Origin of the sequence: Microbacterium sp. NPDC060132, from assembly GCF_042729675.1 — a bacterium.
Classification (GTDB): domain Bacteria; phylum Actinomycetota; class Actinomycetes; order Actinomycetales; family Microbacteriaceae; genus Microbacterium; species Microbacterium sufflavum.
The window spans coordinates 1,343,415-1,367,608 of the sequence record NZ_JBHWXU010000001.1 but is presented as its reverse complement, the minus strand read 5'-3'; the positions used below and the strand labels follow the sequence as shown (position 1 = coordinate 1,367,608).

The following is a 24,194-nucleotide window of genomic DNA, read 5'->3' as shown; positions in this document are numbered from 1 at the left end:
TACGGTCTGAATCTCGCAAGCGCTGGTCATGCCACGCGTTGTAAGAACCGAGAGCGCCTTCAGGGCGCCGCCCCGAACCGCTCCCCCGAGCTCACCTGCTGCGCCACGCGTCTCAACGCCAGCAGCAGCGGCTCCACCAGCACCGACCCGAGCACCACGTACCACACTGCCGCCTCAGCGGACTCCCCCGGCACCCCCGCGATCTCGGCATCCGCGATGCGTCGCGCCGACCGCAGGTACTCGCGCATCACGGCCTTCGGCACGACGAAGCCCGCGCGCTCCAAGCCGTCCAACGCCCGGGCGACCGCGTGCAGCACTGCCTCGTCGCACATCCCCGGTTTCCACCCGAGCCCCTCGACCAGGGCTTCAGCCTCCGCCAGATCCACGGACTCCTCCACCGGCGGGGTGATCGCGGCGTGTGCGGTCCCCAGTAGCGCGTGCGGATTCGCGGGCGGGTCGTCGAGCGCGCCGAGCACCCGGCGCGTCTCGGCGATGCTCACGCCGGCGTCGAGCAGCGCCCGGATCACCCGCAGCCGTTCGACGTGCTTCTCGCCGTACGCGGCCTGGGTCGGCGACGTCCGCTCGCCCTCGGGGAGCAGCCCCTCGCGCAGGTAGTACTTGATCGTCGGCACGGTCACGCCGGTCTGCGCCGACAGTTCGGAAATCCTCATGGCCACCTCTTGACATCGATAGTAACGCTATCCAGTATGGATAGTGACGCTATCCAATCGAAGGAGACACCATGTCCCAGGTCGTCACGGGCCGCATGACCCACCACCACGACGGCGAGCTCGTCGTGTTCCACATCGGCATGCAGATCAACCGCTGGTGGCGGCCCGACCTGTGGCTGCCCGCGTTCGTCGCGATGCCCCGGATGCTCCGCGAGCTCAGCACCGACCCCGACTCCGGGCTGCTCGGCTACCAGCTGCTCCTCGGCTCGGGCGGCCCCTACGTCGTGCAGTTCTGGTCGTCGGTCGAGAAGCTCTACGCCTACGCCTCGAACCCGAACCAGGAGCACCGCCCCGCCTGGACCGCCTTCAACCGTGCCGCCCGCAAGGCTCCCGGCGCCGTCGGGGTGTGGCACGAGACGTTCCTGGTCGACACCGCCGAGAGCGTCTACGTCTCCACCAAGCGCATGGGACTCGCCGCCGCCACCCAGCACGTCGAAGTGCCCCGCCGCCACGACCGCGCCCAGGCGCGCTTCACCGACGGACGGACGGAGGCGACGAAGCCGCTAGCCTCACCACATGCCCCGTGACCTCGTCTGCTTCCAGGTCGCCGATGGTGACTTCTGACCACATCCGTCCCTGCATATCGCCGGGCCACCGTCGTTCGGGGTAGCGTGCCACTGGTCCCCTCGGCAGACAGGTGCTCCACCCGGCGCCGCCCCCGGCCGCGGACGACCCCGCGCGTGCACCCGCGTGCGGCATAGGACCTCGCGCACCACCCTGTGCGAGCCCGACCGGAAGGCGATGATGCCCGACACCTCGAAGACCCCGTCCCACTCGGTCTGGCGGCGCAAGCCGGTCAGCGACATGACGGAGGAGGCCGCACGCAGCGGCCTGCACAAATCCCTCGGCCTGTGGCAGCTCACGGCGATCGGCGTCGGCGGCATCATCGGCGTCGGGATCTTCTCGCTCGCCGGACTCGTCGCACACGGCGACGCCGCCAACCCGGGTGTGGGACCGGCCGTGCTCATCTCGTTCCTCATCGCCGGGCTCGCCTCCGCAGCCGCCGCCCTCTCCTACGCCGAGTTCGCCGGCATGATCCCCCGCGCCGGCTCCGCCTACAGCTACGGCTACGTCGCGCTCGGTGAGGTCGTCGGCTGGTTCATCGGCTGGGACCTCCTGCTCGAATACGTGGCCATCGTCGCGGTGGTCGCCATCGGCATCTCCGGCTACCTCGACGCGTTCCTCTCCGGCTTCGGCATACACCTGCCGCTCTCCATCACCGAGACCGCCGATGTGCCGGGGGGCGCCGTCAACGTGCCCGCGATCGTCATCTGCCTGCTCGTGACGTTCCTCCTCAGCCGCGGTACCCAGACGTTCGGACGCTTCGAGCTCGTCGCCGTCGCCATCAAGATCGCGCTGATCCTCGGCATCGTCGGCCTCGGCGTCTTCTACATCAACACCGAGAACTACGACCCCTTCATGCCCAGCGGCTTCGGCCCCGTCTTCACCGGCGCCGCCACCGTGTTCTTCGCCGTGTTCGGCTACGACGCCATGAGCACCGCCGCCGAAGAGGCCAAGGACGGCCGCAAGCACATGCCGAAGGCCATCATCCTGTCGCTCATCATCGCGATGCTGCTGTACGTCGCCGCGACCCTCGTACTCACCGGCATGCAGAACTACACCGAGATCGACCCCAAGGCCGGCTTCGCCTCCGCGTTCACGGGAGTGGGCCTGCCCGTCGTGGCCGCCATCATCTCCGTGTTCGCGGTGCTGTCGATCCTCACCGTCATGCTCACCTTCCTCCTCGGCGCGACCCGCGTCTGGTTCTCGATGAGCCGCGACGGGCTCCTCCCCGGCTGGTTCAGCAAGGTCGACCGCCGGGGCGTGCCGCAGCGCGTCACCTGGATCGCCGGCATCGCCTCCGCCTTCTTCGCCGGCGTCTTCCCGATCCGCGCAGTTGCGGACCTGACGAACATCGGCATCCTCGCCGCGTTCGTCGTGGTGTGCGTCGCTGTGATCGTGTTCCGCTACACGAAGCCCGACGCCCCACGCACCTTCCGCCTGCCCTTCATGCCGGTGGTCCCGATCATCGGCGTCGGCTTCTCCCTGTTCCTCATCTCCCAGCTGCACTGGGAGACCTGGCTGCGCTTCGCCGTCTGGCTCGTGATCGGCCTGATCATCTACTTCCTCTACGGCCGCCGCCACTCCCTCATGAACCCCGACAGCCCCCGGCACCGCGCGGAGAAGAAGTCGTGAGCGGGAGCCCGACCCGCGGAACCGCCCGGGAGCGGGGAACGGTCGTCGCGCTGGTGCTGCTCGGCACGGCGCTTCCGACGGTCGCGACCCTCCCGCCGTTCCACGACGTCGCGTGGGTCCTCTGGCTCGCTGCTCTGATACTTCTCGGAGTCGCGGTGACTGTGGTGGTGAGCTCCATTCAACGGGGACCAGGCTCTGACGACTCCTGACCTCGACCGACGATCCGCTCCGCCCCACCCGCGCCAGCGCCTCATTCGACTTCGGGCCTGCGAGAACACCTATCAACACGAGGGCGCTTCAGAGGACACCGTCGGGGAGTTGCCGGCTCGGCACTCTGGCACGTCGGTCAATCACTCCGGGGAACCGTCGACGTCGGGACGAGCAATATCCTCCAAAGCTCCCAGCACGCGCTCATCAAGATGGACAACGGTCAGTGCGCGCATGAGAGTGCTCAGTTTGGGGTCAGGCGCGACGCCGGCTTTGGATAGGCCCTGCTCCAGACGGCGGTATGTGGGGATCGAGCATCCGACCAGCTCTGCTGCCTCCTCCTGGGTGAGGCCTTCAGCGGTTCGATAGTCCCGCAGACGCTTTGCGACTATCGCCATCAGACGCGCTGACACCTCAGCTGCCTCCGATTCCAATCCCCGCGCTATCGAACCATCGGTCGGCCTAAGCGCGCGAGAGCCGTTGCACGTGACGCGACTGACGAGATCTAGGGGCATGCGTCAAGACTGCTATTTCGGGCGCGAAGCTGCTCGGGTTCTCACCGCCGAGTTCAGATACAAGACTGCAACGACCGTCAGCGCCACACCGCCCACCAGTACGAGTGGCGGATTCGGCGACTGGAATGCAGCGAACGATGCGTATGCTCCCTGCGCGAGGAACAGCAAGCTGAGGACGATGCTGCTGTTTTTCGCGTTAGTCATCTTCCACCACGGCCGGGCGTCATCAGATTCCGCTCGTCCGCGAAAGGTGCGAGCGGACACCACGACAGCGGCAATCAACGCTACGACGGCCCAGACGAAGCCCATGTCGAAGCTCACTACACTCAACGGGATCAAAATAAGTGGGATCACGATCACGAGCACGAGCACGTACCCAACTTGCATCGACGGTTCCTTGATGCGCATATCTACCCCCGTGTTACCTGACTGCTTTGAAAGTCGTGTAACTGCAGTAATTAAATCCGCAATTGTAGTATGTTACCTTGATCCGCAGTTTCTGCCAGTACGCCTTCTCGACCTCCGCTGCTGGCGCAAGGCCAGCACAGGCGATGCCCGCTGGATAGGGGATCGGAAAAAGACCACAAATATTGTTGATGTTCTTGAGCCCCTTGTACATGTTGATGACCTGGGCACGACTGAGGTAGATCACGGACGTTGTGTATGTCGGATCAGCGATAACCGGGTAGCTGTACGCCGCGCTGCGGTGTTCGACGACTTGAATGATGCTCGAGTCTCGAACCTCATACCGCGTCGGAACTGATCGTCCCTCGGCGTCTTCTGCCCAGGGTGCAGCGAAGACGCCGAGGACTTCTCCGGTTGCGTTATCCACCACATTGATGCCTCCGTCGGAGGCTTGAAGCGAAGCACCACTCGGGAGATCGATCGGATACTCATACGAGGTTGGCGAGGAAGGCCCACTCAACACACTCGCGACTTGCAGCCTTCCGGACGCTTGAACCACGGCCACAGTTTTCGTCCCGTTCTGGTTGTCAAATGTGACTGTTCCCGAGGCCTCAGAGAAGCCATCGCTCGCGTTGCTCGCGAACGGCAAACCGATTCCGATCTCGCCGCTGCCCACGCCTACTGATATTCCGGCGGCAGCATCAGCGGGGACCGACAGAGACACGGTGCCGATGGTCGCATCCAGCCCCTCACTCGTCATCGGCTCCTCGACCGCGCTTACTACGGAAGCCGGGTTCGCCGACTCCAGTGCGTCCAGCGGGCTCGGTGAGTCCACGTCAGCGCGGGCGGGGCTCATCGGTGCAAGCAGGAGTACGACGACCACGAGCCCACTAAGAACCGTGTCTCGCTTACTGGCGTGGTGCAGCAGTGTCTTCATTGCGGAACTCCTCGTTAGTACTCGGTACGACCCGCCGTGTCACATCACCGTGAAGGTGGCACAGTTCACCCCTCGGAATCCAGAACGCGCACTTACTTTCACCGCTATATTCTGGAATTCGATGTCGGAGCCATAAAGCGGCCCGCCGCGCGCTCTTGTCCCGCAGCCCTGTGCCCCGATCTGGGCTGCGCCGATGCCTGTGCCCATTAGGCGAGGGTCTCAGCGCTCGACTGAAAAGGACCCTCTCAGATCAACCCGCCACTCGCCCCTTTCAATGGGCGAAAGCTGAGGCATCCCCTCGACGGTTGCTCCCCAGCGAACAGCCGAAGATCCCCTACTCCGCGATCCCCTGGAGCAGGAGCACGACCGTCTCCTCCACGCGCTCGGCGCTCAGGGGCTGACCGATCAGTGCGGCGTACGAGGCCATCGCGATGAACTGATCCGCGATCGCGGCGGCGTCCACGTCTGCCCGCACGTCACCGGCCGCACGACCACGCGACATCCGCTCCGACACCCACTCGCGGATCGGCGCCGCGAGCTTCTCGTTCAACACCAGCCCGAGCTCCGGATCGGCCGCGGTCACCTCGATCAGCGCCCGCGCGAGCGCCACCCCCTGCGGCCGGGCGAGCCCCGCGGACACCGCCGTGAACCAGGCCCGCAGATCCGCGTCGAGGTCGTCGGTCATCGGTACCGTCACGTCCGCGCCTGGCAGGGTGCCCTCGAGCAGCGCCTCGCCGAGGATCGCGGCCTTCGTCTTCCACCACCGGTAGATGGTCTGCTTCGACACCCCGGCCGCCTCCGCCAGACCCTCGATCGTCACGGCCTCGTAGCCGTCCTCGGCGAGAGCGCGACGCATCGCGTCCAGCACGGACTGGCGGGCTTTCTCGCTGCGAGGACGGGGCACCCATCGAGCGTACAGAGGCGTACACTGGAACATAAGTAGACGCACCGTTGCGAAACCCGAGCAAGGAGAAAGAGCATGGCCCTCACCGCACACTCCACCATCGGCGACTGGATGAACGACCCGACCGGCGGCCCGCTCATCCGGGGACTCTTCGAGCAGACGGGCGCCGACCCCGAGCTCCTCACCCCCGTGCTCGGCCTGCCCCTGCAGCAGCTCGTCGCCATGAGCCAGGGCCAGCTCCCGCAGTCGGTCGTCGACGACCTGGTGCGCGCCGCCAACAACGGCGAGATCCCCGAAGACGACGCCTCCGAGGGGTGGACCGAGAAGGTCACCGCGGGCCGCTTCGCCGGCAAGACCGTGATCGTCACGGGCGCCGCCTCCGGCATCGGCAAGGCCACCGCCTCCCGCATCGCCCGCGAGGGCGGCCGTGTGATCGCGAGCGACATCGCCGCCGAGAAGCTCGACGCCCTCACGGCCGAGCTCCCGGAGGCCGACATCGTCACGGTCGCGGGCGACCTCACGAAGCAGGAGGCCATCGACGCCGTCCTCGCCGCCGCGGGCGACCGCATCGACGGCCTCGCCAACGTCGCCGGCATCAACGACGACTTCTCCCCCGCGGGCGAGACCCCCGACGCCGTCTGGGACCGCGTCATCGCGATCAACCTCACCGCCCCGTTCAAGCTCATGCGCGCGGTCATCCCCGTGATGGAGAAGGCCGGACGCGGTGCGATCCTCAACGTCTCGAGCGAAGCCGGACTGCGCGGCAACGCCTCGGGCAACGCCTACACGGCGAGCAAGCACGGCATCATCGGCGTCACCAAGTCGGCCGCCTTCATGTACGGGCCGAAGGGCATCCGCGTGAACTCCGTCGCCCCCGGCGGTGTCGCCACCGGCATCCCGATGCCCCCGCACATGTCGGAGTACGGTTCCGGGCGCCTCGCCCCGTTCCAGCAGGCCATCCCCACCGTCGCGACCGCCGAGCACCTGGCCGCGTCGATCACGTTCCTGCTGTCGGACGACGCCGTGAACATCAACGGCGCCATCCTCGCCTCGGACGGCGGCTGGTCCGTCCAGTAACGCGACTCCCTGAGACCGACGCCCCCGCCGACCCGAACGGCGGGGGCGTTCTCGTGTGCGGGCGAGGGTCTGATGCGGCGGGTGAGAGCCGTGGCCTGCGCCCGGGTCGAGGTGCACTGTCGTTACGATGCCCGGATGACGTACCTCGACCTGTGTGAGCGCTTCATCGATCGGGAGTTCCCGGCGGCGGAGATCGCGGTGATCGGCGGCAGCACGGCCCGCGGCGACCGGACGGCCTCCAGCGACATCGACCTCCTCGTGATCGGCGACGCGCTGTTTCCGAACGACGGGACGAGCCTGGCCGCGACCTACCGCTTCGAGGGAGAGATCTTCGAGGTGTTCGCGTACACGCACGACGGCTACCGGGAATGGGCGCGCGGCGGGATCGATCAGCACCGGCCCGTCATCGTCCACATGCTCGTCGAAGGCGAAGAGGTGCGCGGCGGCCAGGCCCTCACCGCGCTCCGCGAGGAGTGGGGCGCGCGACTCGCAGACGGCCCGACCATGGACGAGCATGAGCTCGCGCTGCGGCGCTACATGATCACCGACCTGCTCGACGATCTGCGCGACGCCACCGACGAGCTGGAGCGGAACGTCATCGCCTGGACGCTGTTCTCCCGGGTCGCGGAGCTCGTGCTGCTCACCGAACGGCACTGGATCGGAACGGGCAAGTACCTCCCGCGGCGGCTCCGCGACCTGGACCCCGCCCGCGCGGAGCGCCTCGCCGCACCCCTGCTCCACGGCGACCTCACCGCGTTCGCGGCACGCGCGGACGAGGAGCTCGCCCGTGCCGGCGGCCGCGTGCAGGACGGCTTCGTGCGCTGACGGCTACACCACGCCCACGAGCTCGTCCCGCACCCAGGACCGCAGGGTCGTGGGGGTCGTGGACACGAGCGAGCGCGGTTGCTCCGGGGTGAAGTCGTCGCGCAGCCCGGTGGACATGCCCAACACGGCCTCCGCCATCGCCTCCGGCATGCCCGCAGCCTTCAGGCCCTGACGCAGGTCGTCGTCGGCGATGCGCTCCACCGTGACCTCGCGGCCGAGCTCGTGCGTGAGGATGCCGGCGACCTGCGCCCAGCTCAGATCCTCCGGCCCGTGCACCGCCTGCACCCGCCGCCCGCTCCACTCGCGGTTGAGCAGGGTGAGCGCGGCGACCTCGGCGATGTCGCGCGGCGCCACCCACGGCATCGTCGAATCGAGCGGCAGCACCGTCGACAGCCGCCCGGCCCGCAGCGACTCCGCGTCGAGCAGCAGGTTGCTGAAGAAGTAGCCGCAGCGCAGATGGGTCACAGCGATGCCCAGAGCGTCGAGCGCCACCTCGGTCGCGGCGAGCCCATCGATCTCGCCCGCGCCGTGACGCCTCTCGGCACCGACGCTGCTCTGGAACACCACCCGCCCGATGCCGTTCCGCGCGACCGCGCCCACCAGGGCGTCCGTCGCCCGCGCGTAGTCGGCGAGCGGATCCTCCGACATCACCGACGGATCCACCCAGTACAGGGCGTCCACGCCCCGGGTCGCGGCGCTCACCTCCTCCGCGTTCTGCGAGTCGGCGCGGGCGATCTCGACGTGCGGCCGCAGCTCCGCCGCGATGCGATCGGGGGTGCGCGTGAGCAGGAGCGGACGGACGCCGGCGCGCACCAGCATCCGCGTCAGGTGCCGGCCGACATGGCCGTTCGGGGTCGTGACAGCGATGCGCATGAGGGATCCTCTCGTTCGATGTCCGCCCACGTTAGAACCAGATACGGCCTGATCCTGGCCGTATCTCGCGGGATCATGGAGGCGTGGACACTCCGTCGAACCGCACGCTCCGTCTCCTGTCCCTCCTGCAGACCGGCGGCGAGTGGAGCGTGCCCGAGCTCGCCGCACGCCTGGAGGTGAGTGCCCGGACCGTCCGCCGCGATGCGCAACGCCTTCGCGACCTCGGCTACCTCGTGCACTCCCGACCCGGACCCGGCGCCGCCTACCGCCTGCGCCCCGGCACCCGCATCCCTCCGCTGCTGCTTGACGCGGACGAGGTCACCACGATCATCACGGCTCTGCTCGTGCTCGAGACCGGAGACCCCGCCGACCCCGCGCCCGCGGTCGCCCGCGCCAAACTCGAACAGACCCTGCCGCCCGCGCTGCGCCGCCGAGCCGCCGCCACCGCCCTGTCGGCGCAGATCCTCCAGCCGGAGACGGCCGCCGTGGACTGGGCACTCGTCGGCACCCTCGCCGACGCGGTCGCCCAGGGCTCGCGCCTCACCTTCGACTACACCGACCAGCACGGCACTGCCTCCGCGCGGACCATCGAGCCGCACCGCCACGTGCGGCGGACGTCGCGGTGGTACGTCGTGGCATTCGACCTCGATCGCGACGACTGGCGGCTGTTCCGCCTCGACCGGATGCGGCACGCGCGGATCCTTCCGGGCACGCACACCCGGCGCGACTTCCCCTTCGCGTCGGTGGAGGCGTGGCTCACGAGCGACTTCGGGCGGACGGACGCGGCGGCGCCGGGATCCGCAGGAGTGATGTGAGATGTGGTGAGCCGCGGTGCTCGGGCTGCGGGTGCGGGGTGCGGGCTACGGGTGCGGGTGCGGGGTGAGAAGGCGGAGTCTCGCGCGCAGACGCGCACGCCGCCCGGGTCCGCGGAGCGCCCCCGCATCGGTCCGCAAGGCCCTGTCCCCCCTCCCGAGCCGCCCGTACACTCCCGGGCATGCTGAAGATCGTGTCGATCGTGATCCGCGTGAACGACCTCCCGGCCCAGGCCGCGTTCTGGAAGGCCGCCCTCGACTATGTGGAGCGCGACCCCGCCGAGGACGACTGGCTCGTGCTGAAACCGCGCGATGCCGAGACGCCGTGCATCGCGCTCGACGCCCACCACTCCGAGCGGGTGCTGCCGCCGCGCATCCATCTCGACATCTACGCCGAAGACCAGGCCGCCGAGGTCCGGCGACTGGCCGAGCTCGGGGCGCGCGAGGTGCACTGGGACGGCCGACCCGACGACGCGGACTACATCATCATGGAAGACCCCGAGGGCAACCGCTTCTGCATCGTCGACCGCCCGGACTGGCGCGGCTGGGAGTCCTGAACCGCCACCGGGCGCGGGGTCACACCCCGGCGCCGCGGGCGCGAGCCGCCCGGACGAGGGCGGCGTTGCCGGGGGCATCGGTGCCGTCGGGAAGCAGCAGCACGTCCTCCAGGCCGATCCGCGTGTCGAGGCCGAGCTCCACGGCGAGGTCGAGCGCGGCCCAGGCCGACCGCTCCTCCCCGTGCAGCAGGATCGGCAGGTCGGGCTCCTCCTTGGCCACGTGCGCGACCAGGCCCTCCGCATGCGCACGCACCACCTCGGCCGCCTCGTCGGGCAGCTCGACGAGCACCCGCACACAGTCCCCGCGCACCGGCGAGTGCCGCCACACCTCCAGGCCCGCCGCGTCCCAGATCCCCGCCTCCACGCCGATCCCGCGACGCCGCAGCAGGGCGGCCACCTCATCGGCCCCCGCCTCGTGCCAGTTCACCGAGGCGTAGTCGGGCAGCTCGGTCCACGACTCGATCGCGGCGAGCCGTCGCGACACGTCGGGCTCCGCCCATGCACCGGTGGTCACGCCCACGGGCACACCGGGGCATGCCGCGCGGACGGCCCCGAGCCACCGCTGCACGTCCCGCGAGTCGAGCGAATCGCGGCCCGACGCATCCTTCGGGTGCACGTGCACCTCCGCCGCACCGGCCTCGAGCGCCGCCGCGGCGTCTTGCGCGACCACCGTCTCGTCGGCGCTCAGCCAGGGATGCGACGCCACCTCGCGCGCGCCGTTCGCGCACACCTGCAGCAGCATCGGCGCGTTCACCACATCAGGTCGCGCGGGTGCGCCTCGTTCGGAGCGACATCCTCGGACGGCCCTTCCTCGGTGCGCACGAAGTGCTGCACCTGTCGCGCGACCGCCGCCCCGCGACCGACCTTCACCGCCTCGTCCATCGACTCGAAGCTGCTCCCGAGCGTGTGCGACTCGCCCTGGATGCGGTTGAACCAGATCCCGTTGCGCGAGAAGGTCTCGATGTCACCTGCGGCCATGCCCCTGCCTTTCGTCGTCCCTCCTTTCTACGTGGGGCGACCGACAGCGAAGAGGGCCTTGACACCGTGTTTCCGCACACGGCGCCGGCCGCATCTGCGCACAACCCCTCGATCCACGGCGGACCTCGCGCACCCTGACCGCCGCCGCGCGGCTTCGCTGATAACGTTCCCTTCAGATCGCGGACACCACGGCTCGGAGGCAGGAATGAGCGAGAGGGCGCACCGGCCGACCGTGAAGGAGGTCGCCCAGCGCGCGGGCGTCAGCCCCATGACGGTGTCACGCACGCTGTCCGGCGGCGTGAACGTGAAGCCCGAGGTACAGCAGCGGGTGCTCGCCGCGGTCGCCGAGCTCGGGTATCACCGCAACGAGAACGCCCGCAGCATCCGCCCGGGTCACAGCAGCGGACTCATCGGCGTCGCGATCACCAACATCGCCAACCCGTACTACAGCACCTTCGCACTCGGCGTGGAGGAGGAGGCCGCCCTCACCGGACGCCGCATCCTGCTCGGCAACACCTCGGAGGACGCCGCCCGCGAGGCCGAGCTCGTCGGCGACTTCCTCGGGCGTCGCGTCGACGGACTCATCGTGGTGCCCGCGAGCACCACCTCCACGCACCTCGCCCACTCGCAGAACCAGGGCGTGCCGGTGGTGCTGGCCTCGCGCCGCATCGACGGGCTCGCGGCCGACAGCGTGGTGCTCGGCGACGAAGACGGCGCGTTCCGCGGCACGACGGCCCTGATCGACGGCGGTCACACCCGCATCGGTTATCTCGGCAACGCCCTGTCGATCTTCACCGGCGAGCGCCGCCATGCCGGGTTCGTGCGGGCGATGGAGACGCGCGGCCTCCGGGTCGACCCGCACCTGGTCGCCACGAACCAGCAGACCGTCGAGCAGGCGCGCGATGCCACCCGCGCGCTGCTGCGGGCCAAGAACCCGCCGACGGCGATCTTCTGCGCCAACAACCGCAACGCGATCGGCGCGCTCAAGGAGATCAGCACACAGCTCGCCACGGGGCTTCGTGCTCCGGCCGACTTCCCCGAGCTGCTGAGCTTCGACGACTTCGAGCTCGCCGAGCTGTCGCCCGTGCCCATCAGCGTGATCGACCACGACCCGCGCGAGCTCGGTCGCACGGCCGCCCGCCTGCTGCTCGACCGTCTCGACGGCGGCGATCGCGAGGCGCCCGCCCGCGAGGTCGAGCTGCCGGTGTCGCTCCGCGGCGTGCGCTGAACCACCCCTCGCCGCGAATGGTTGACACTCCTCGCCCGCGTTGATAACGTTACCAATCATCGACGAGGAGGCCGGATGGAGCTGTGCATCGATTTCGGGGGAACCGAGATCAAGCTGGCCGTCATCGACGGCGACCGCGTCCTCGCGTCGAACCGGCTCCCCGTGCGCGGCACCGCCGCCGACCTCGCCGACGCGGCCCTCGACGCCCGCCGTCTCCTGAGCGAACTCGGTGCCGAGGCCGACGCCGTGGGCATCGCCGTCCCCGGCGTGGTCGACCCCGCGACCGGGCGCATGCGGCACGCGAACGCCAAGTACGACTTCCTCCGCGACTTCGACCTCGGCACCTGGGCCCGCGCGGAGTTCGGGCTGCCCGCCGTGGCGGAGAACGACGCCCGCGCGGCGCTGATCGGCGAGACCTCCGCGGGCAGCGCCCTCGGCGAGCGCGACGCCGTGCTGGTCACACTGGGCACGGGCATCGGCACGGCTGCGCTCCTCGACGGGGTCGCGCTCCGCGGCCGCACGGGTCACGCGGGCATCCTCGGCGGACACCTCACGGTCGACCTCGACGGCCCCACCTGCCCGTGCGGCAACATCGGCTGCGGTGAAGCACTCGCCAGCACCCGCGCACTGCCGGCGGGCGTGAGCATGACCGAGGTCTTCACGACCGACGCGCACCCCGAGCTCCGCGACCGCTTCCTGCACGTCTGGGGCGCGGTCGTCACGAGCCTCGTGCACTCCTACGACCCGGCCGTGGTGATCCTCTCCGGGGGCATCCTCCGCGCGGGTGCCGCGATCAGCACGCCCGTCGACGAGTACCTGCGCGCACACCTGTGGCCGTCGCTCACGCCCCCGCGCCTCGTCGTGCCGCCCGAGCCGGAGCTCTCGGTCGCCCGCGGCCTCAGCGTCCTCGCCCGCGACGCCGCGACGGCCAGCCGGACCGCCGCCCCACCCGCACCCTCGAACCCCTCGTCGCGCCCGGCCCCATCGGGGACCCCGGAGCCGACGACCGCACCCCGCACCGCACCACCGCAGGAGGACCAGTGACCGCGCCGATCAGCGACATGCACGAAGGGCACACCACCCGGGGTCGCTACGACACCCAGCCGACCGTGGCGCTGCCGCCGGGCGAGCGCATCCTGCGCGGTGCCGAGGCGTGGGCCGCCGCCGCCGAGCTCGCCGAGGCCCGCGCCCGCGTGACCGGCACGGCGCCCGTGCTGCTGGTGGACACCTACCCCGGCGTCGACGTGCCCGCGCTCGCCGCCCAGGTGGAGGCCGCCCTTCCCGCCTGGACCCTCACCGACGTGGAGACCGCGGCGCGTCCGGTCGCCGAGGTCGAGCGGCTGATCGCCCCGAACCTCACCGACGACCGGGTCTTCGGCGTCATGAGCCACTTCACCCTGGACGACTTCTACGACGCCGAGCGCCTCGACGCCCTCGCGGCCGCGGTCACCGGAACCCCGACGGTCGTGGTCGGCTGGGGCGCGGCGCTGCTCGAGACGCGGCTCGCCGGAGCCTCCGCGACCGTGCTGGTCGACATGGCCCGCTGGGAGATCCAGCTGCGGCAGCGCCAGGGGGCCACGAACTGGCGCGCCGACAACCCCGGCGAGGACAACCTGCGCAAGTACAAGCGCGGGTTCTTCGTGGAGTGGCGGGTGGCCGACCGCCACAAGCGCACGCTGTTCGACACGCTCGACTTCGTGCTCGACGGCAACGCGATCGCCCCGGCCGAACCGCACCCCGACTCCCCCGACGCGGGCATGATCACCGGCACGGCCTTCCGGCAGGCCCTGAAGGATGCGGCGCACCGCCCGTTCCGCGTCGTGCCGTTCTTCGACCCCGGCGTCTGGGGCGGGCAGTGGATGAAAAACCTCATCGGGCTCGACCCCTCGAAGGACAACTACGCGTGGTGCTTCGACTGCGTGCCCGAGGAGAACTCGCTGCTGCTGGAGGGCGACGGCGGCGTGATCGAGCTGCCCGCGCTCGACCTGGTGTTCAGCCGCCCGGTCGATCTGCTCGGCGCCAAGACGTTCGCGCGCTTCGGGGCCGAGTTCCCCATCCGCTTCGACTTCCTCGACACGATGGACGGCGGCAACCTCAGCCTGCAGGTGCATCCGCTGACGGACTACATCCAGAACACGTTCGGCATGCACTACACGCAGGACGAGAGCTACTACATGCTCGACGTCGGCGACGACGCGGTCGTGTACCTGGGCACCAAGGAGGGCATCGACCCCGCCGAGATGCTGCAGGACCTGGCGACCGCGCAGTACGGCGAGCACCCGTTCCCCGCCGAGAAGTACGTCAACTCGTTCCCCGCCCGCAAGCACGACCACTTCCTGATCCCCGCGGGCACCGTGCACGCATCGGGGTCGAACTCGATGGTGCTGGAGATCTCGGCGACGCCGTTCATCTTCACGTTCAAGCTGTGGGACTGGGGCCGCGTGGGCCTCGACGGCATCCCCCGCCCCGTGCACCTCGACCACGGCGCCCGCAACATCCAGTGGGGCCGCGACACCACCTGGGTGATGGAGAACCTGGTCGACCGCGTCGAGACCCTGCACACCGATGACGAGGTCACCGAGGAGCGCACGGGACTCCACGAGCTGGAGTTCATCGAGGTGCGCCGGCACTGGTTCGCGCAGGGCGCCGATCACGACACCGACGGCACGGTCAACGTGCTCAACCTGGTGGAGGGCGACGAGGTGCGCGTGGTCAGCCCCACCGCGGCGTTCGAGCCCTTCGTGATCCACTACGCCGAGACGTTCATCGTGCCGGCCGCGGTGGGCGCGTACCGGATCGAGCGCACCGAGAACTCGCGGAGCCCGCGCTTCGCGACCGTCAAGGCCTCCGTGCGCGGCACGCGCACGGGTGACAACTGAACATCGACACCCGACACGAACATCGACACCCGACACACAGCACGAGGCATCACCGCGAGGATCCCACCCGGGAATCCCTTGCACCGCCGTCATCACCTCGGTATCGTGAGACCAGATTTCTGGTAACGATACCAATACGAACAAGGGAGTTCTGAATGATTTCGCGACGCACGATCGCCGCCGCCGCGGCCGGTCTCCTCCTCGGCACCCTGGCTCTCGCCGGCTGCTCCGGCGACTCCGGAGGCGGAGGCGCCGAGGGCGGAGAGGTCACCGGCACGCTCAACTTCTACACCGACAAGGCGGCGTGGAAGCCCGACTTCGAGTCGCTCAACGAGGTCAGCGGCGACGCCGTCGACATCACCCTCAAGACCACCGGCTACTCCGACGCCAACCAGTACGACGCCTTCATCAAGCAGTCGTTCCGCACCGACAAGTCGCCCGGCCTGTTCACGTGGCACACCGGCGACTCGCTCAAGCAGCTGGTCGACGAGGGCCTGGTCGCCGAGACCACCGACATCTGGAGCAAGGCCGTCGACGAGGGCTGGGTGAGCGAAGACCTGCGCGACAGCTACACGTTCGACGGCAAGCAGTACTGCGTGCCCATGAACATCGCCTACTGGATCATGTTCTACAACAAGGCCGCCTTCGCCGACAACGGCATCGAGGTGCCCACCACGTGGGACGAGCTGAACTCCGCCGCCGAGACCCTGAAGGACGCCGGGGTCACCCCGTACTACCAGACCAGCGTGCTGTTCACCTTCCAGTGGTTCCAGCACCTCGTCGCCTCCACCGACCCCGACCTGTACGCCGGGCTCACCACGGGCGACGTGAAGTACACCGACCCCGAGATCGTCGACGTGATGAACGTGTGGCTCGAGGAGCAGGAGAACGGTTGGTTCAGCGACGCGGGCAGCACCACCGATCCCGCGGTCGGGCTCAAGCAGGGCGACTACGCCATGATCAACTTCGGCACGTTCTTCGCCGGCAACCTCGAAGGCGCCGGCATGACCACCGACGACTACGGCATGTTCGCGATCCCCGCGGTGAACGGCGACCTCGACACCACCCCGGTGGCCGTCGAGTCCGGCCCGATCTGCACGGCCGAGAACTCGAAGCAGCGCGACCTCGGACTCGCCTACGCCGAGTGGTGGATGTCGCCCGAGGCGCAGACCGCGTGGAACGACGCCCACGGCGACGTGGCGTTCAACCCGAAGGCCGAGGTCGCCGACCCCGCCCTGGCCGAGCTCGGCGAGCAGATCGCCGGCGACGACTACTCCCTCTACGACCGGTTCTTCGAGGCCATGCCCACCGAGATCGTGACCACCGCGATCGAGCAGTTCGGCGCCTTCAACGCCAACCCGGGCGACCCGATGCCGTTCCTGGAGAAGATCCAGGCGACGGCTGACAAGTACTGGGCAGAGCAGGAGTAAGCGAGCGGATGGCGCATCAGAAGACGCCGTACCAGTGGTCCGCCCGGGGCTTCGTCGCCCCGGGCGTGATCCTGGTGGCGGTCCTGCTCTACCTCCCGCTGCTGTGGACGGTGTTCCTCAGCTTCACGTCGTACAACGGCCTCGGCAGTCCCGACTGGATCGGGCTCGACAACTACGTCGAGATGTTCACCGACGCCGACTTCGTGGGCTCCGCGATGAACACCGTGCTCTGGGTGATCGGCACCCTGATCATCCCGGTCGGCATCGGCCTGGCGATCGCGCTGCTCACCTGGAACCTCGGCGGGGGCATCTGGCTGCGCCTCCCGTTCCTCATCCCCTACGCCCTCTCCGGCATCGGCGTCGGCGTGGTGTGGTCGTTCATCCTCTCCTCGGGCGGCGCGCTCGACCAGGCCCTCGCGGCGTTCGGGATCACCGACCCGCCCCGGTGGCTGCTCGATGCCCCGCTCAACACCGTCGTGATGATCATCGCCTCGTCGTGGCAGGGCGTCGGCGTGAACGCGCTGCTGTTCACGATCGGGCTCCAGGCCATCCCGAAGGAGCCCCTTGAGGCCGCGCGCATCGACGGCGCCGGCGGCGTCCGCCTCTTCACGAGCATCCTGTGGCCCATGCTGCGCCCCCTCACCGCCGTGGTCGTCGGACTCTCGATCGTCGCGAGCCTCAAGACCTTCGACATCGTGTGGGGCATGACCAAGGGCGGACCAGGCACCGTCTCCGAGACCCTCGCACTGACGATGTACAAGGAGACGTTCGTGAACAGCGACTACGGCCTCGGCTCCGCGATCGCGGTGTTCCTGACCGTGATCACCCTCGTCGCCTCGGTGCTGTACCTGCGCCAGCAGCTCTCCCCGAAGAAGGAGATGTGATGTCGAAGATCATCCGCACCGCCGTGCTCGTCGTCCTCGGGATCGTGTGGCTGCTGCCCGCGTACCTGCTGGTCGTGAACGCCATGAAGGACCCGACCACCTTCACGTCGAAGGAGTCGTGGATCCCCACCGACTTCCACCTGTTCGAGAACTTCGGCCAGGCGCTCGAGCTCTCCGGCATCGGCGACAGCATCGTCAGCACCCTCATCTATTCGATCGTGTCGCCCACCATCGCCGTGCTCGTAGGTGCGGCGGCCGGCTTCGCGATCGTGGCCCTGCGCCTCAAGCGCGGCTTCCTGTGGTTCGTCGTGATCTTCGGCGGCACGGTGTTCCCGCTGCAGATGGTGCTGCTGCCCCTGTTCGACGCCTACTCCCGCACCGGGCTCTTCGACACCCGGCTCGGCATGATCATGATCTACACCGTGATCTCGGTGCCGTTCTCGGCGTTCGTGATGCGCAACTTCTTCACCGGCGTCGCGCACAACGTGTTCGAGGCCGCGGTGCTCGACGGCGCCACCACCTGGCGCATCTTCACCCGGATGTACCTGCCGATGGCGTCGAGCGCGCTGGTCGCGATCTTCATCCTGCAGGCCACGTTCGTGTGGAACGACCTGCTGCTCGGCCTCACGCTCAGCCAGTCCGACGACATCCGCCCCATCATCACCACGCTGTCGGGCATGCAGAGCACCTACGGCGGCGCGCAGATGTCGGTCGTGCTCGCCGCGGCCGTGCTGGTGTCGCTGCCCACCGTCATCCTGTTCCTCTGCACCCAGCGGTTTTTCGCCAAGGGCCTCGCGCTCGGCCAGTACTGATCCCCCTCCGCCTCGAAAGGCATCATGAATCCCCTCATCCCCACCGTCGAGGATCTGGTCGCCGATGCGGTCACGCATCACTACGACGACATGATCGCGCCCACGGGCCTGACGAACATGCTCGGCACGGTGCGCGTCGATCACGACCTCACCGCGCTCGGCGCCGTGCAGTTCCCGCCCGTGTCGCAGGGGCTCACGCAGACCGCGGTGCTGTTCGTCGACGGCCGGCTGTTCGCCTCATACGGCGTCGCCGTCACGCACGAGTGGCGGCCCGACCGGGTGGTGCGGCGGGCGACCGTGGGCGAGCTCGAGATCGAGACGACGACCGTGTGCGTGCCGGGAAGGACGGCGGTGGCGATCGACATCGCGGTGCGCAACACCGGAGCGACCGACCGCCAGGTGCGCATCGGGCTCTCGGCCGCGGCACGCGTGACCCGCTCCGCCGACGCCTGGCTCGACGCCGAGTCGCCCTCCGAGCGCGACACCGCCACGGTCGACGGCGAGTGCCTCGTCTTCGCCTCCGCCGATGCCGCGGCGTGGAGCGTGCAGGGCCTCACCGGAGGATCCGCGGCGCTGAGCGGCGTGGCCGAGCTGCCCGACGCGTTCGACACGGGCATCGGCGGCAACGGTCGCGGCGGCGAGCTGTCGGCCGTGCTCACCGTGCCGGCGGGCGCCGTCTCCCGCACGGCCTACGTCCAGGCGCTCGGCCTCTCGCGCGACGATGCCGCCCGCACGTACGCGCTCGTGTCGGCCGACGTGCCCGCGGCCCTGTCCGCCGCGCAGGAGTTCTGGAACCGGCAGCTGCACGCCGCGTTCGACCCCGCCGACACCGAGTTCTCGGGCGCCCTGCCGCTGCTCGACACCGCGTCCGAGCCGCTGCGGCGCCTGTACTGGTGGGCGGTGCTCGGGGTGATCTGGTTCCGCCGCGACTTCGCCGGCAACGTGCTCGGGCGGTCGTACGACACGCTGATGCCGAACTACTGGGGCACCACCACGTTCATCTGGGACTACAGCCTCAGCTCCGTCAGCCACGCCCTCCTCGACCCCGACGAGATGCGGGCGCAGGTGCGGCACTGGATCTCCCTCGACATCCACTCGCACTTCGGCACCTCCTCGCTCACGGGCGGCCCCGTCGGCCGCTGGTACTCGGTGAACGACTACGCCATGACCCGGCTCGTGCACGACTACGTGCGGTTCACCGGCGACGTGGCCTTCCTCGACGAGATCGTGGGGGATCAGACGGTCGCCCGGTCGGTGCGGGAGTGGGCGACGAACTGGAAGGAGTTACGGCGCGACACCGCGCTGGCCGACTACGGCGAGATCGACAACCTGCTGGAGTGCGTCAGCTCCTACACGCACGAGGTCGCGAGCCTCAACGCCGCGAACGTGTGGAGCATGCGCACGGCCGCCGACCTCGCCGCACTGCAGGGAGACGAGACCGCCGCGGCCGAGCTGCGCGCCGAGGCCGAGGCGCTGCTGCCCGCGGTGATCGAGCGGTACCTCCCCGGGACCGGTATCTTCGCCGCCGGGCAACCCGACGGCACGCTGCTGCCGGTGCGCCACTGCTACGACTTCAGCATCGTCGGCACCACCATCGCCGACGACCTGGCCCCGGGCGTGCGCGACGACATGGTCCCGTTCTTCCAGCGGGAGCTGCAGACCGACAACTGGATGCGGGCGCTCTCGCCCTGGGACCCCGACGCCAGCTACAGCCCGCGCCCCGACCACCAGTGGAACGGCGCCTACCCGGCCTGGCCCGCCGACGCCGGGCGCGCGCTCGCCGCCCTCGGAGCACCCGAGGTGCTGACGGCCTGGGTCGAGGGGCTCTCCCGCACCGCGAACCAGGGCCCGATGGGCCAGGCGCACTTCGTGGACGAGGCGGTGCCCGGCATCAACGGCGGCGCCCGCAAGGCCCCACCCCAGCTGCCGTACATCATCGACTGGGCGTGCTCGTCGTCGGGCGCCTGGATCGAGCTCGTGATCGAGGCGCTGTTCGGGGTGTCGGTCGCCGCGGACGGCACGGTCCGGGCCGCCGGCTGTGTGGCCGCCCTCGACCCGCACGCCGTGCTGCGCGGCCTGCGCGTCGGCGAGCGCGCGTACGACGTCGACGCGGCCGGAGGGATCACCCGCACCCCTGGCCGATGACGCCCTTCCTCTCGCTCCGCTCTCTCGAGAGCCCGCGCAGCCGACGAGACGACAGGCCCCCAGCCGCACCACCCCCGCACCACCCGAACACGAAGGAGTGATCGATATGAGAAGACGCACGATCGCGGCAGGTCTCGCCGCCGCAGCCCTCGGTGCCGGAGCGCTGTTCGCCGCACCCGCGACGGCCGCCGTGCCCGCCGGCGGAGGACACGGCAGCGGCCCCGGCCAGTGCTCCCTGGTGGACAAGACGCTCACCGCCACCGCGAGCGTGAACCAGGGCCTCACCGACACGTTCACCACCTACGGCAACACGGGAGGCGAATGGACCGGTGGCGACAGCACCTACTCGCTGCCGCTCGGCAAGGGGAAGACCGGATGGTTCTTCTCCGACACGTTCCTCGGCACTGTGAACGCCGACGGCTCGCGGCCCACCGACTCCCCCTTCGTGAACAACTCCGTGGTGGTGCAGGACCGCCGGGGGAACCTGACCACGATCACCGGCGGTACCCCCGACGATCCGGCCGGCATCATCCCGCCCGAGCCCGACGGCAAGTGGTACTGGATCGGCGACCCGACCCCCGGCCGCGACGGGACCGTGCAGGTGCCGCTGCTGCAGTTCGCGCGCACCGGCACCGGCCAGTGGGACTTCGCGTGGACCGCGAACCGGCTGGCCACGCTCGACGGGCAGACGCTGCAGCTGGAGTCGATCGTCGACCTCCCCTCCGCGACGGGCATCAACTGGGGCTCGTGGACGCTGGAGGAGCGCGGCACCACGTACGTCTACGGCATCGCCGACCCGGGTGGAGTGCGCTCCGCCTACGTCGCCCGCGTGCAGGACCGCGACGGCCTCACGGGCACCTGGACGTACTGGAACGGCACGGGATGGTCGGCCGCCGAGACCGACGCGGTGCCCGTGGTGCCGTACGTCGCGAACGAGTTCAGCGTCGCGCCCTACCGCGACGGCTACCTGCTCGTGACGCAGGACACCTCGGAGCTCTTCAGCACCCGCATCGTCGCGCGCACCTCGTGCTCGCCGATCGGCCCGTTCACCGACCCGGTCGAGCTGTACCGCACGCCCGAGACCGGAGCGCTGGGCAGCTACGGCGACCCCGACGTGTTCACCTACAACGCGCACGAGCACCCGAACCTGCGCCAGGGCAACCGCATCCTGGTGTCGTACAACGTGAACACGTTCGACAACGTGGGCGACGTGTACGACGACGCCTCGATCTACCGCCCGCGGTTCATCGACGTGCAGCTCAAGGTCACCGGATGACCGACGACCGCACGGCGCTCCGGGGGCTCTTGGCCTCCGGGGCGCCGGTCACCTGGGTGTGCACGGGCGACTCGATCACGCACGGCCTCATCCACACCCGCGGCGCCAGGAACTACGTCGAGCACCTGCACGAGCTGATCCGGGGCGACCGCGGGCGCGTGCAGGACACCGTGATCAACACGGCCATCACCGGCTGGCGCGCCGACCTGATCCTCGACGACTTCGAGCGCCGCGTGGCCCACTGGCGGCCCGACGTGGTGACGCTCATGATCGGCACGAACGACTGCACCACGCAGTGGCTCGACCCCGTGATCGAGGTCGCGGCGTTCGCGGACTCGATCGCGGAGTTCGTGCGACGCGTGCGCGACCTCCGCGCCGTGCCGGTGCTGCAGACCCCGCCCGCGGTCGACCTGCTCCATGCGCCCGACCGCGCCCGCATCGGCGACTTCGCGCAGGCGATCCGCGACGTCGCAGAAACCGAGGGCGTGATCCTGGTCGACCAGCACGCCGCCTTCACCGCGTTCTCCGCGGGCACCGGTCCGGGCAACGAGGACATGCCGTGGGGGCTGCTCGACGACGCGTTCCACCCGAGCGCCGCCGGGCACGCCCTGCTCGCGCTCGGCCTCGCCGACGCCCTGGGCCTGTCCGACGCGGATGCCGCCGCGGGCACGGGCTCCCCGGTGCTCGCGGACCTCTCCGCCCGCGTGGCCGTGGCCCGCCACCCGCAGTGGCCCCCGGTCTGACGCGCGACGGTCATCCCGGCTCTCGCGGGATCGGAAACGCTCCGCCGGGAGCCCCCGCGGGCACCTTTTCGCACTCGCACCCGCACGAAGCCCCCGCGACGCCTTCCGCGGGATCGGAAACGCTCCGCCGGGAGCCCCCGCGGGCGCCTTTCGAACCCGCACCCCCGGCGAGACCCACGGCAGGACCCCCGGCGGGATCAGCGCCCGTGCCTCAGCGGGCGACGTCGAGCACCCAGGTGACGCCGAACCGGTCGGTCAGCATGCCGAAGCCGGGCGACCACGACGACGCGGCCAGCGGTTCGATCACGCTCGCCCCCTCCGCCAGCGCCTCCCAGTAGCCCTCGAGCTCGGGGAGGGTGTCCGCCCGCAGCGACTGGAAGAACGCGCGGTCGGTGAGGGTCGCGCCGTTCTCCCGCCGCGTCGAGCCCGCCGTGGTCGCCGGGTCGTCCAGCCCGGGGATGTCGTACGCCATGAGCCGGATCCCGTGGTCGCCGTCGAGCTGGCCGAACACGATCCGGTCCGCACCGGGCGCGTCCGCGGGCATGCCCACCTCGGCGTAGGTCGCGGCGTGCACGGTGCCACCGAACACCGAGCGGTAGAAGTCGAGCGCCTGCCGGGCCGTGCCGCGGAAGTTCAGGTGCGTGGTGGTGGTGAGGGACATGCGCTTCTCCTTGTTCTGCGGGCTGCCGTTCAGCGCCGCCGTGAGTCCACGATCACAGGGGTAGCGGTCGGTTTCTGTCCTCTCCCTCCCGCACAATGAAGTCATGACCGGAAGCTCCTCCCGCATGCTCGCGCTGCTGTCGCTGCTGCAGGCGACGCGCGACTGGCCGGGCCAGGAACTCGCCGACCGCCTCGGCGTCACACCCCGAACCGTCCGCCGCGACGTCGACCGGCTGCGCAACCTCGGCTACCGCATCGGATCGAGCAAGGGCCCGTACGGCGGCTACCGCCTCGAAGCCGGGTCCGAGCTGCCGCCGCTGCTGTTCGACGACGACCAGGCGGTCGCGATCGCGGTGGCGCTGCAGGGCGCGAGCGCGAGCGGGGTCGATGTGACCGAGGCCGCGGAGCGCGCCCTCGCGACCGTGCGGCAGGTGATGCCGTCGCGGCTCCGGCACCGGATCGACGGCATCCGCTTCACCGGCGCAGCGGCCGAGGTGCGGGTGGACCCGGGGGTGCTGGAGGCGGCGAGCGCGGCGGTGCGCGACCGGCGGGTGCTGCGCTTCGACTACGGCGCGGCGGCGGACCGCCCCCCTCGGCGCACGGAACCCCATGCCGTCGTGGCGCGCGAGGGCCGGTGGTACCTGCTGGCGTGGGACCTGGAGGCGGCGGACTGGCGCACCTACCGGCTCGACCGGATGCGACCGCGGGTGCCGAGCGGGCCGTCGTTCACGCCGCGACCGCTTCCCGCGGAGGATGCCGCGACCACCCTGGCGGCGCGGGCGAAGGGCTCGATCACGGAGGACCGCTGGCCGTGCGTCGGCGAGGTCGTGATCGAGCTTCCGGCGCGGGAGGTGGTGCCGTGGGTGGGCGACGGCGAGGTCGAGGAGCGGCCGGACGGGCGCTGCCGCGTGACGGTCGGTTCGTGGTCGTGGGTGGGGGTGCTCGCCGCGGTCGCCCGGTTCGACGCGCCCTTCACGGTGGTCGGACCGGAACCCCTGCGCGAGGCGGCCGAGACGCTCGCGGCCCGGTTCGCCACGGCAGCGGACCCGCCCTCCTGATCCAGGAGTACACGGACGATCCGGATACCGTGCGAGTCCATCGCGTGCTCCACACGAAGAGA

The 24,194-nt window shown here is 69.9% G+C and carries 26 protein-coding genes; 17 read left to right on the top strand and 9 right to left on the bottom strand.

What is annotated here, in order from left to right:
• Positions 1–59 precede the first annotated feature (59 nt).
• On the bottom strand, positions 60–671 hold the full coding sequence (locus ACFWCH_RS06795; RefSeq protein ID WP_378803200.1) for a MerR family transcriptional regulator: 612 nt from the start codon (positions 669–671) through the stop codon (positions 60–62).
• A 71-nt stretch (positions 672–742) separates the two neighbouring features.
• Here ACFWCH_RS06795 and ACFWCH_RS06790 point away from each other — a divergent pair, with 71 nt between their 5' ends.
• The 3 genes from ACFWCH_RS06790 to ACFWCH_RS06780 all read left to right on the top strand — a co-directional run bounded on the left by ACFWCH_RS06790 (position 743) and on the right by ACFWCH_RS06780 (position 3,136).
• On the top strand, positions 743–1,258 hold the full coding sequence (locus ACFWCH_RS06790) for a DUF4188 domain-containing protein (RefSeq protein ID WP_378803199.1): 516 nt from the start codon (positions 743–745) through the stop codon (positions 1,256–1,258).
• A gap of 214 nt (positions 1,259–1,472) precedes the next feature.
• Positions 1,473–2,927 (top strand): APC family permease, encoded by a 1,455-nt coding sequence (locus ACFWCH_RS06785; protein ID WP_378803198.1) that lies wholly within the window; start codon positions 1,473–1,475, stop codon positions 2,925–2,927.
• Positions 2,924–3,136 (top strand): hypothetical protein, encoded by a 213-nt coding sequence (locus tag ACFWCH_RS06780; protein WP_378803197.1) that lies wholly within the window; start codon positions 2,924–2,926, stop codon positions 3,134–3,136. The genes ACFWCH_RS06785 and ACFWCH_RS06780 overlap by 4 nt, the downstream gene beginning before the upstream one ends.
• A gap of 141 nt (positions 3,137–3,277) precedes the next feature.
• Here ACFWCH_RS06780 and ACFWCH_RS06775 read toward each other — a convergent pair whose 3' ends face one another.
• The 4 genes from ACFWCH_RS06775 to ACFWCH_RS06760 form a co-directional block, all read right to left on the bottom strand.
• Positions 3,278–3,532, bottom strand: coding sequence for a helix-turn-helix transcriptional regulator (locus ACFWCH_RS06775; RefSeq protein WP_206252016.1), 255 nt, complete (start codon positions 3,530–3,532; stop codon positions 3,278–3,280).
• A 129-nt stretch (positions 3,533–3,661) separates the two neighbouring features.
• Entirely contained in the window at positions 3,662–4,057 is a 396-nt protein-coding gene (locus ACFWCH_RS06770; RefSeq protein WP_378803196.1) for a hypothetical protein, read from the bottom strand.
• 13 nt (positions 4,058–4,070) lie between these two features.
• Positions 4,071–4,991 (bottom strand): hypothetical protein, encoded by a 921-nt coding sequence (locus tag ACFWCH_RS06765; RefSeq protein WP_378803195.1) that lies wholly within the window; start codon positions 4,989–4,991, stop codon positions 4,071–4,073.
• 334 nt (positions 4,992–5,325) lie between these two features.
• Complete coding sequence (locus ACFWCH_RS06760; RefSeq protein WP_378803194.1) at positions 5,326–5,895, bottom strand: TetR/AcrR family transcriptional regulator; 570 nt, start codon at positions 5,893–5,895, stop codon at positions 5,326–5,328.
• 75 nt (positions 5,896–5,970) lie between these two features.
• On the opposite strand from ACFWCH_RS06760, the gene ACFWCH_RS06755 reads away from it, so the two are divergent.
• Together ACFWCH_RS06755 and ACFWCH_RS06750 are read left to right on the top strand one after the other, a co-directional pair.
• Positions 5,971–6,972: an SDR family NAD(P)-dependent oxidoreductase gene (locus ACFWCH_RS06755; protein ID WP_378803193.1), complete on the top strand. Its 1,002-nt coding sequence runs from the start codon at positions 5,971–5,973 to the stop codon at positions 6,970–6,972.
• A 135-nt stretch (positions 6,973–7,107) separates the two neighbouring features.
• Positions 7,108–7,797, top strand: a complete 690-nt coding sequence (locus ACFWCH_RS06750) for a nucleotidyltransferase domain-containing protein (RefSeq protein ID WP_168387256.1) — start codon at positions 7,108–7,110, stop codon at positions 7,795–7,797.
• 3 nt (positions 7,798–7,800) lie between these two features.
• Here ACFWCH_RS06750 and ACFWCH_RS06745 read toward each other — a convergent pair whose 3' ends face one another.
• A complete protein-coding gene (locus ACFWCH_RS06745; RefSeq protein ID WP_378803192.1) occupies positions 7,801–8,670 on the bottom strand; it encodes an NAD(P)H-binding protein in 870 nt (289 codons plus the stop codon).
• A gap of 83 nt (positions 8,671–8,753) precedes the next feature.
• Here ACFWCH_RS06745 and ACFWCH_RS06740 point away from each other — a divergent pair, with 83 nt between their 5' ends.
• Together ACFWCH_RS06740 and ACFWCH_RS06735 are read left to right on the top strand one after the other, a co-directional pair.
• On the top strand, positions 8,754–9,485 hold the full coding sequence (locus ACFWCH_RS06740; protein WP_378803191.1) for a helix-turn-helix transcriptional regulator: 732 nt from the start codon (positions 8,754–8,756) through the stop codon (positions 9,483–9,485).
• Positions 9,486–9,664: 179 nt separating this feature from the next.
• On the top strand, positions 9,665–10,039 hold the full coding sequence (locus tag ACFWCH_RS06735; RefSeq protein WP_136045473.1) for a VOC family protein: 375 nt from the start codon (positions 9,665–9,667) through the stop codon (positions 10,037–10,039).
• A 19-nt stretch (positions 10,040–10,058) separates the two neighbouring features.
• On the opposite strand, the gene ACFWCH_RS06730 is transcribed toward ACFWCH_RS06735, so the two are convergent.
• Together ACFWCH_RS06730 and ACFWCH_RS06725 are read right to left on the bottom strand one after the other, a co-directional pair.
• Positions 10,059–10,793 carry a 3-keto-5-aminohexanoate cleavage protein gene (locus ACFWCH_RS06730; protein ID WP_378803190.1) on the bottom strand — a complete coding sequence of 245 codons (735 nt, stop codon included), beginning with the start codon at positions 10,791–10,793 and terminating at the stop codon, positions 10,059–10,061.
• A complete protein-coding gene (locus ACFWCH_RS06725; RefSeq protein ID WP_136034486.1) occupies positions 10,790–11,017 on the bottom strand; it encodes a hypothetical protein in 228 nt (75 codons plus the stop codon). Before ACFWCH_RS06725 ends, ACFWCH_RS06730 begins: the two co-directional genes overlap by 4 nt.
• A 205-nt stretch (positions 11,018–11,222) precedes the next feature.
• Here ACFWCH_RS06725 and ACFWCH_RS06720 point away from each other — a divergent pair, with 205 nt between their 5' ends.
• The 9 genes from ACFWCH_RS06720 to ACFWCH_RS06680 all read left to right on the top strand — a co-directional run bounded on the left by ACFWCH_RS06720 (position 11,223) and on the right by ACFWCH_RS06680 (position 22,414).
• Complete coding sequence (locus ACFWCH_RS06720) at positions 11,223–12,245, top strand: LacI family DNA-binding transcriptional regulator (protein WP_378803189.1); 1,023 nt, start codon at positions 11,223–11,225, stop codon at positions 12,243–12,245.
• Positions 12,246–12,320: 75 nt separating this feature from the next.
• Positions 12,321–13,289: an ROK family protein gene (locus tag ACFWCH_RS06715; protein WP_378803188.1), complete on the top strand. Its 969-nt coding sequence runs from the start codon at positions 12,321–12,323 to the stop codon at positions 13,287–13,289.
• Positions 13,286–15,124: a class I mannose-6-phosphate isomerase gene (locus ACFWCH_RS06710; protein ID WP_378803187.1), complete on the top strand. Its 1,839-nt coding sequence runs from the start codon at positions 13,286–13,288 to the stop codon at positions 15,122–15,124. Before ACFWCH_RS06715 ends, ACFWCH_RS06710 begins: the two co-directional genes overlap by 4 nt.
• 155 nt (positions 15,125–15,279) lie before the next feature.
• A complete protein-coding gene (locus ACFWCH_RS06705; protein ID WP_378803186.1) occupies positions 15,280–16,554 on the top strand; it encodes an ABC transporter substrate-binding protein in 1,275 nt (424 codons plus the stop codon).
• Positions 16,555–16,562: 8 nt separating this feature from the next.
• On the top strand, positions 16,563–17,438 hold the full coding sequence (locus ACFWCH_RS06700; RefSeq protein WP_136031436.1) for a carbohydrate ABC transporter permease: 876 nt from the start codon (positions 16,563–16,565) through the stop codon (positions 17,436–17,438).
• Positions 17,438–18,250, top strand: coding sequence for a carbohydrate ABC transporter permease (locus tag ACFWCH_RS06695; protein ID WP_136031434.1), 813 nt, complete (start codon positions 17,438–17,440; stop codon positions 18,248–18,250). The genes ACFWCH_RS06700 and ACFWCH_RS06695 overlap by 1 nt, the downstream gene beginning before the upstream one ends.
• Positions 18,251–18,274: 24 nt before the next feature.
• Entirely contained in the window at positions 18,275–20,395 is a 2,121-nt protein-coding gene (locus ACFWCH_RS06690; RefSeq protein ID WP_378803185.1) for a hypothetical protein, read from the top strand.
• A 106-nt stretch (positions 20,396–20,501) separates the two neighbouring features.
• Positions 20,502–21,671 carry a DUF4185 domain-containing protein gene (locus tag ACFWCH_RS06685; protein WP_378803184.1) on the top strand — a complete coding sequence of 390 codons (1,170 nt, stop codon included), beginning with the start codon at positions 20,502–20,504 and terminating at the stop codon, positions 21,669–21,671.
• Complete coding sequence (locus ACFWCH_RS06680) at positions 21,668–22,414, top strand: SGNH/GDSL hydrolase family protein (protein WP_378803183.1); 747 nt, start codon at positions 21,668–21,670, stop codon at positions 22,412–22,414. The genes ACFWCH_RS06685 and ACFWCH_RS06680 overlap by 4 nt, the downstream gene beginning before the upstream one ends.
• A gap of 211 nt (positions 22,415–22,625) precedes the next feature.
• Here the strand turns inward: ACFWCH_RS06680 and ACFWCH_RS06675 are convergent, their stop codons facing one another.
• Positions 22,626–23,075 (bottom strand): VOC family protein, encoded by a 450-nt coding sequence (locus ACFWCH_RS06675; protein ID WP_378803182.1) that lies wholly within the window; start codon positions 23,073–23,075, stop codon positions 22,626–22,628.
• A gap of 103 nt (positions 23,076–23,178) precedes the next feature.
• Between ACFWCH_RS06675 and ACFWCH_RS06670 the strand changes: the two genes are divergently transcribed.
• The gene (locus tag ACFWCH_RS06670; RefSeq protein WP_378803181.1) at positions 23,179–24,132 is read left to right on the top strand and encodes a helix-turn-helix transcriptional regulator; all 954 of its coding nucleotides are present in this window, start codon (positions 23,179–23,181) and stop codon (positions 24,130–24,132) included.
• Positions 24,133–24,194: the final 62 nt, after the last annotated feature.

Excerpts from the sequence above, each read along its gene's own strand:
- ACFWCH_RS06755 (WP_378803193.1), top strand. The coding sequence starts at position 5,971 with ATGGCCCTCACCGCACACTCCACCATCGGCGACTGGATGAACGACCCG.
- ACFWCH_RS06775 (WP_206252016.1), bottom strand. The coding sequence starts at position 3,532 with ATGGCGATAGTCGCAAAGCGTCTGCGGGACTATCGAACCGCTGAAGGC.
- ACFWCH_RS06725 (WP_136034486.1), bottom strand. The coding sequence starts at position 11,017 with ATGGCCGCAGGTGACATCGAGACCTTCTCGCGCAACGGGATCTGGTTC.
- ACFWCH_RS06690 (WP_378803185.1), top strand. The coding sequence starts at position 18,275 with ATGAATCCCCTCATCCCCACCGTCGAGGATCTGGTCGCCGATGCGGTC.
- ACFWCH_RS06735 (WP_136045473.1), top strand. The coding sequence starts at position 9,665 with ATGCTGAAGATCGTGTCGATCGTGATCCGCGTGAACGACCTCCCGGCC.
- ACFWCH_RS06765 (WP_378803195.1), bottom strand. The coding sequence starts at position 4,991 with ATGAAGACACTGCTGCACCACGCCAGTAAGCGAGACACGGTTCTTAGT.
- ACFWCH_RS06770 (WP_378803196.1), bottom strand. The coding sequence starts at position 4,057 with ATGCGCATCAAGGAACCGTCGATGCAAGTTGGGTACGTGCTCGTGCTC.
- ACFWCH_RS06795 (WP_378803200.1), bottom strand. The coding sequence starts at position 671 with ATGAGGATTTCCGAACTGTCGGCGCAGACCGGCGTGACCGTGCCGACG.
- ACFWCH_RS06715 (WP_378803188.1), top strand. The coding sequence starts at position 12,321 with ATGGAGCTGTGCATCGATTTCGGGGGAACCGAGATCAAGCTGGCCGTC.
- ACFWCH_RS06695 (WP_136031434.1), top strand. The coding sequence starts at position 17,438 with ATGTCGAAGATCATCCGCACCGCCGTGCTCGTCGTCCTCGGGATCGTG.
- ACFWCH_RS06675 (WP_378803182.1), bottom strand. The coding sequence starts at position 23,075 with ATGTCCCTCACCACCACCACGCACCTGAACTTCCGCGGCACGGCCCGG.
- ACFWCH_RS06785 (WP_378803198.1), top strand. The coding sequence starts at position 1,473 with ATGATGCCCGACACCTCGAAGACCCCGTCCCACTCGGTCTGGCGGCGC.
- ACFWCH_RS06670 (WP_378803181.1), top strand. The coding sequence starts at position 23,179 with ATGACCGGAAGCTCCTCCCGCATGCTCGCGCTGCTGTCGCTGCTGCAG.
- ACFWCH_RS06750 (WP_168387256.1), top strand. The coding sequence starts at position 7,108 with ATGACGTACCTCGACCTGTGTGAGCGCTTCATCGATCGGGAGTTCCCG.
- ACFWCH_RS06700 (WP_136031436.1), top strand. The coding sequence starts at position 16,563 with ATGGCGCATCAGAAGACGCCGTACCAGTGGTCCGCCCGGGGCTTCGTC.
- ACFWCH_RS06685 (WP_378803184.1), top strand. The coding sequence starts at position 20,502 with ATGAGAAGACGCACGATCGCGGCAGGTCTCGCCGCCGCAGCCCTCGGT.
- ACFWCH_RS06790 (WP_378803199.1), top strand. The coding sequence starts at position 743 with ATGTCCCAGGTCGTCACGGGCCGCATGACCCACCACCACGACGGCGAG.
- ACFWCH_RS06745 (WP_378803192.1), bottom strand. The coding sequence starts at position 8,670 with ATGCGCATCGCTGTCACGACCCCGAACGGCCATGTCGGCCGGCACCTG.
- ACFWCH_RS06720 (WP_378803189.1), top strand. The coding sequence starts at position 11,223 with ATGAGCGAGAGGGCGCACCGGCCGACCGTGAAGGAGGTCGCCCAGCGC.
- ACFWCH_RS06705 (WP_378803186.1), top strand. The coding sequence starts at position 15,280 with ATGATTTCGCGACGCACGATCGCCGCCGCCGCGGCCGGTCTCCTCCTC.
- ACFWCH_RS06680 (WP_378803183.1), top strand. The coding sequence starts at position 21,668 with ATGACCGACGACCGCACGGCGCTCCGGGGGCTCTTGGCCTCCGGGGCG.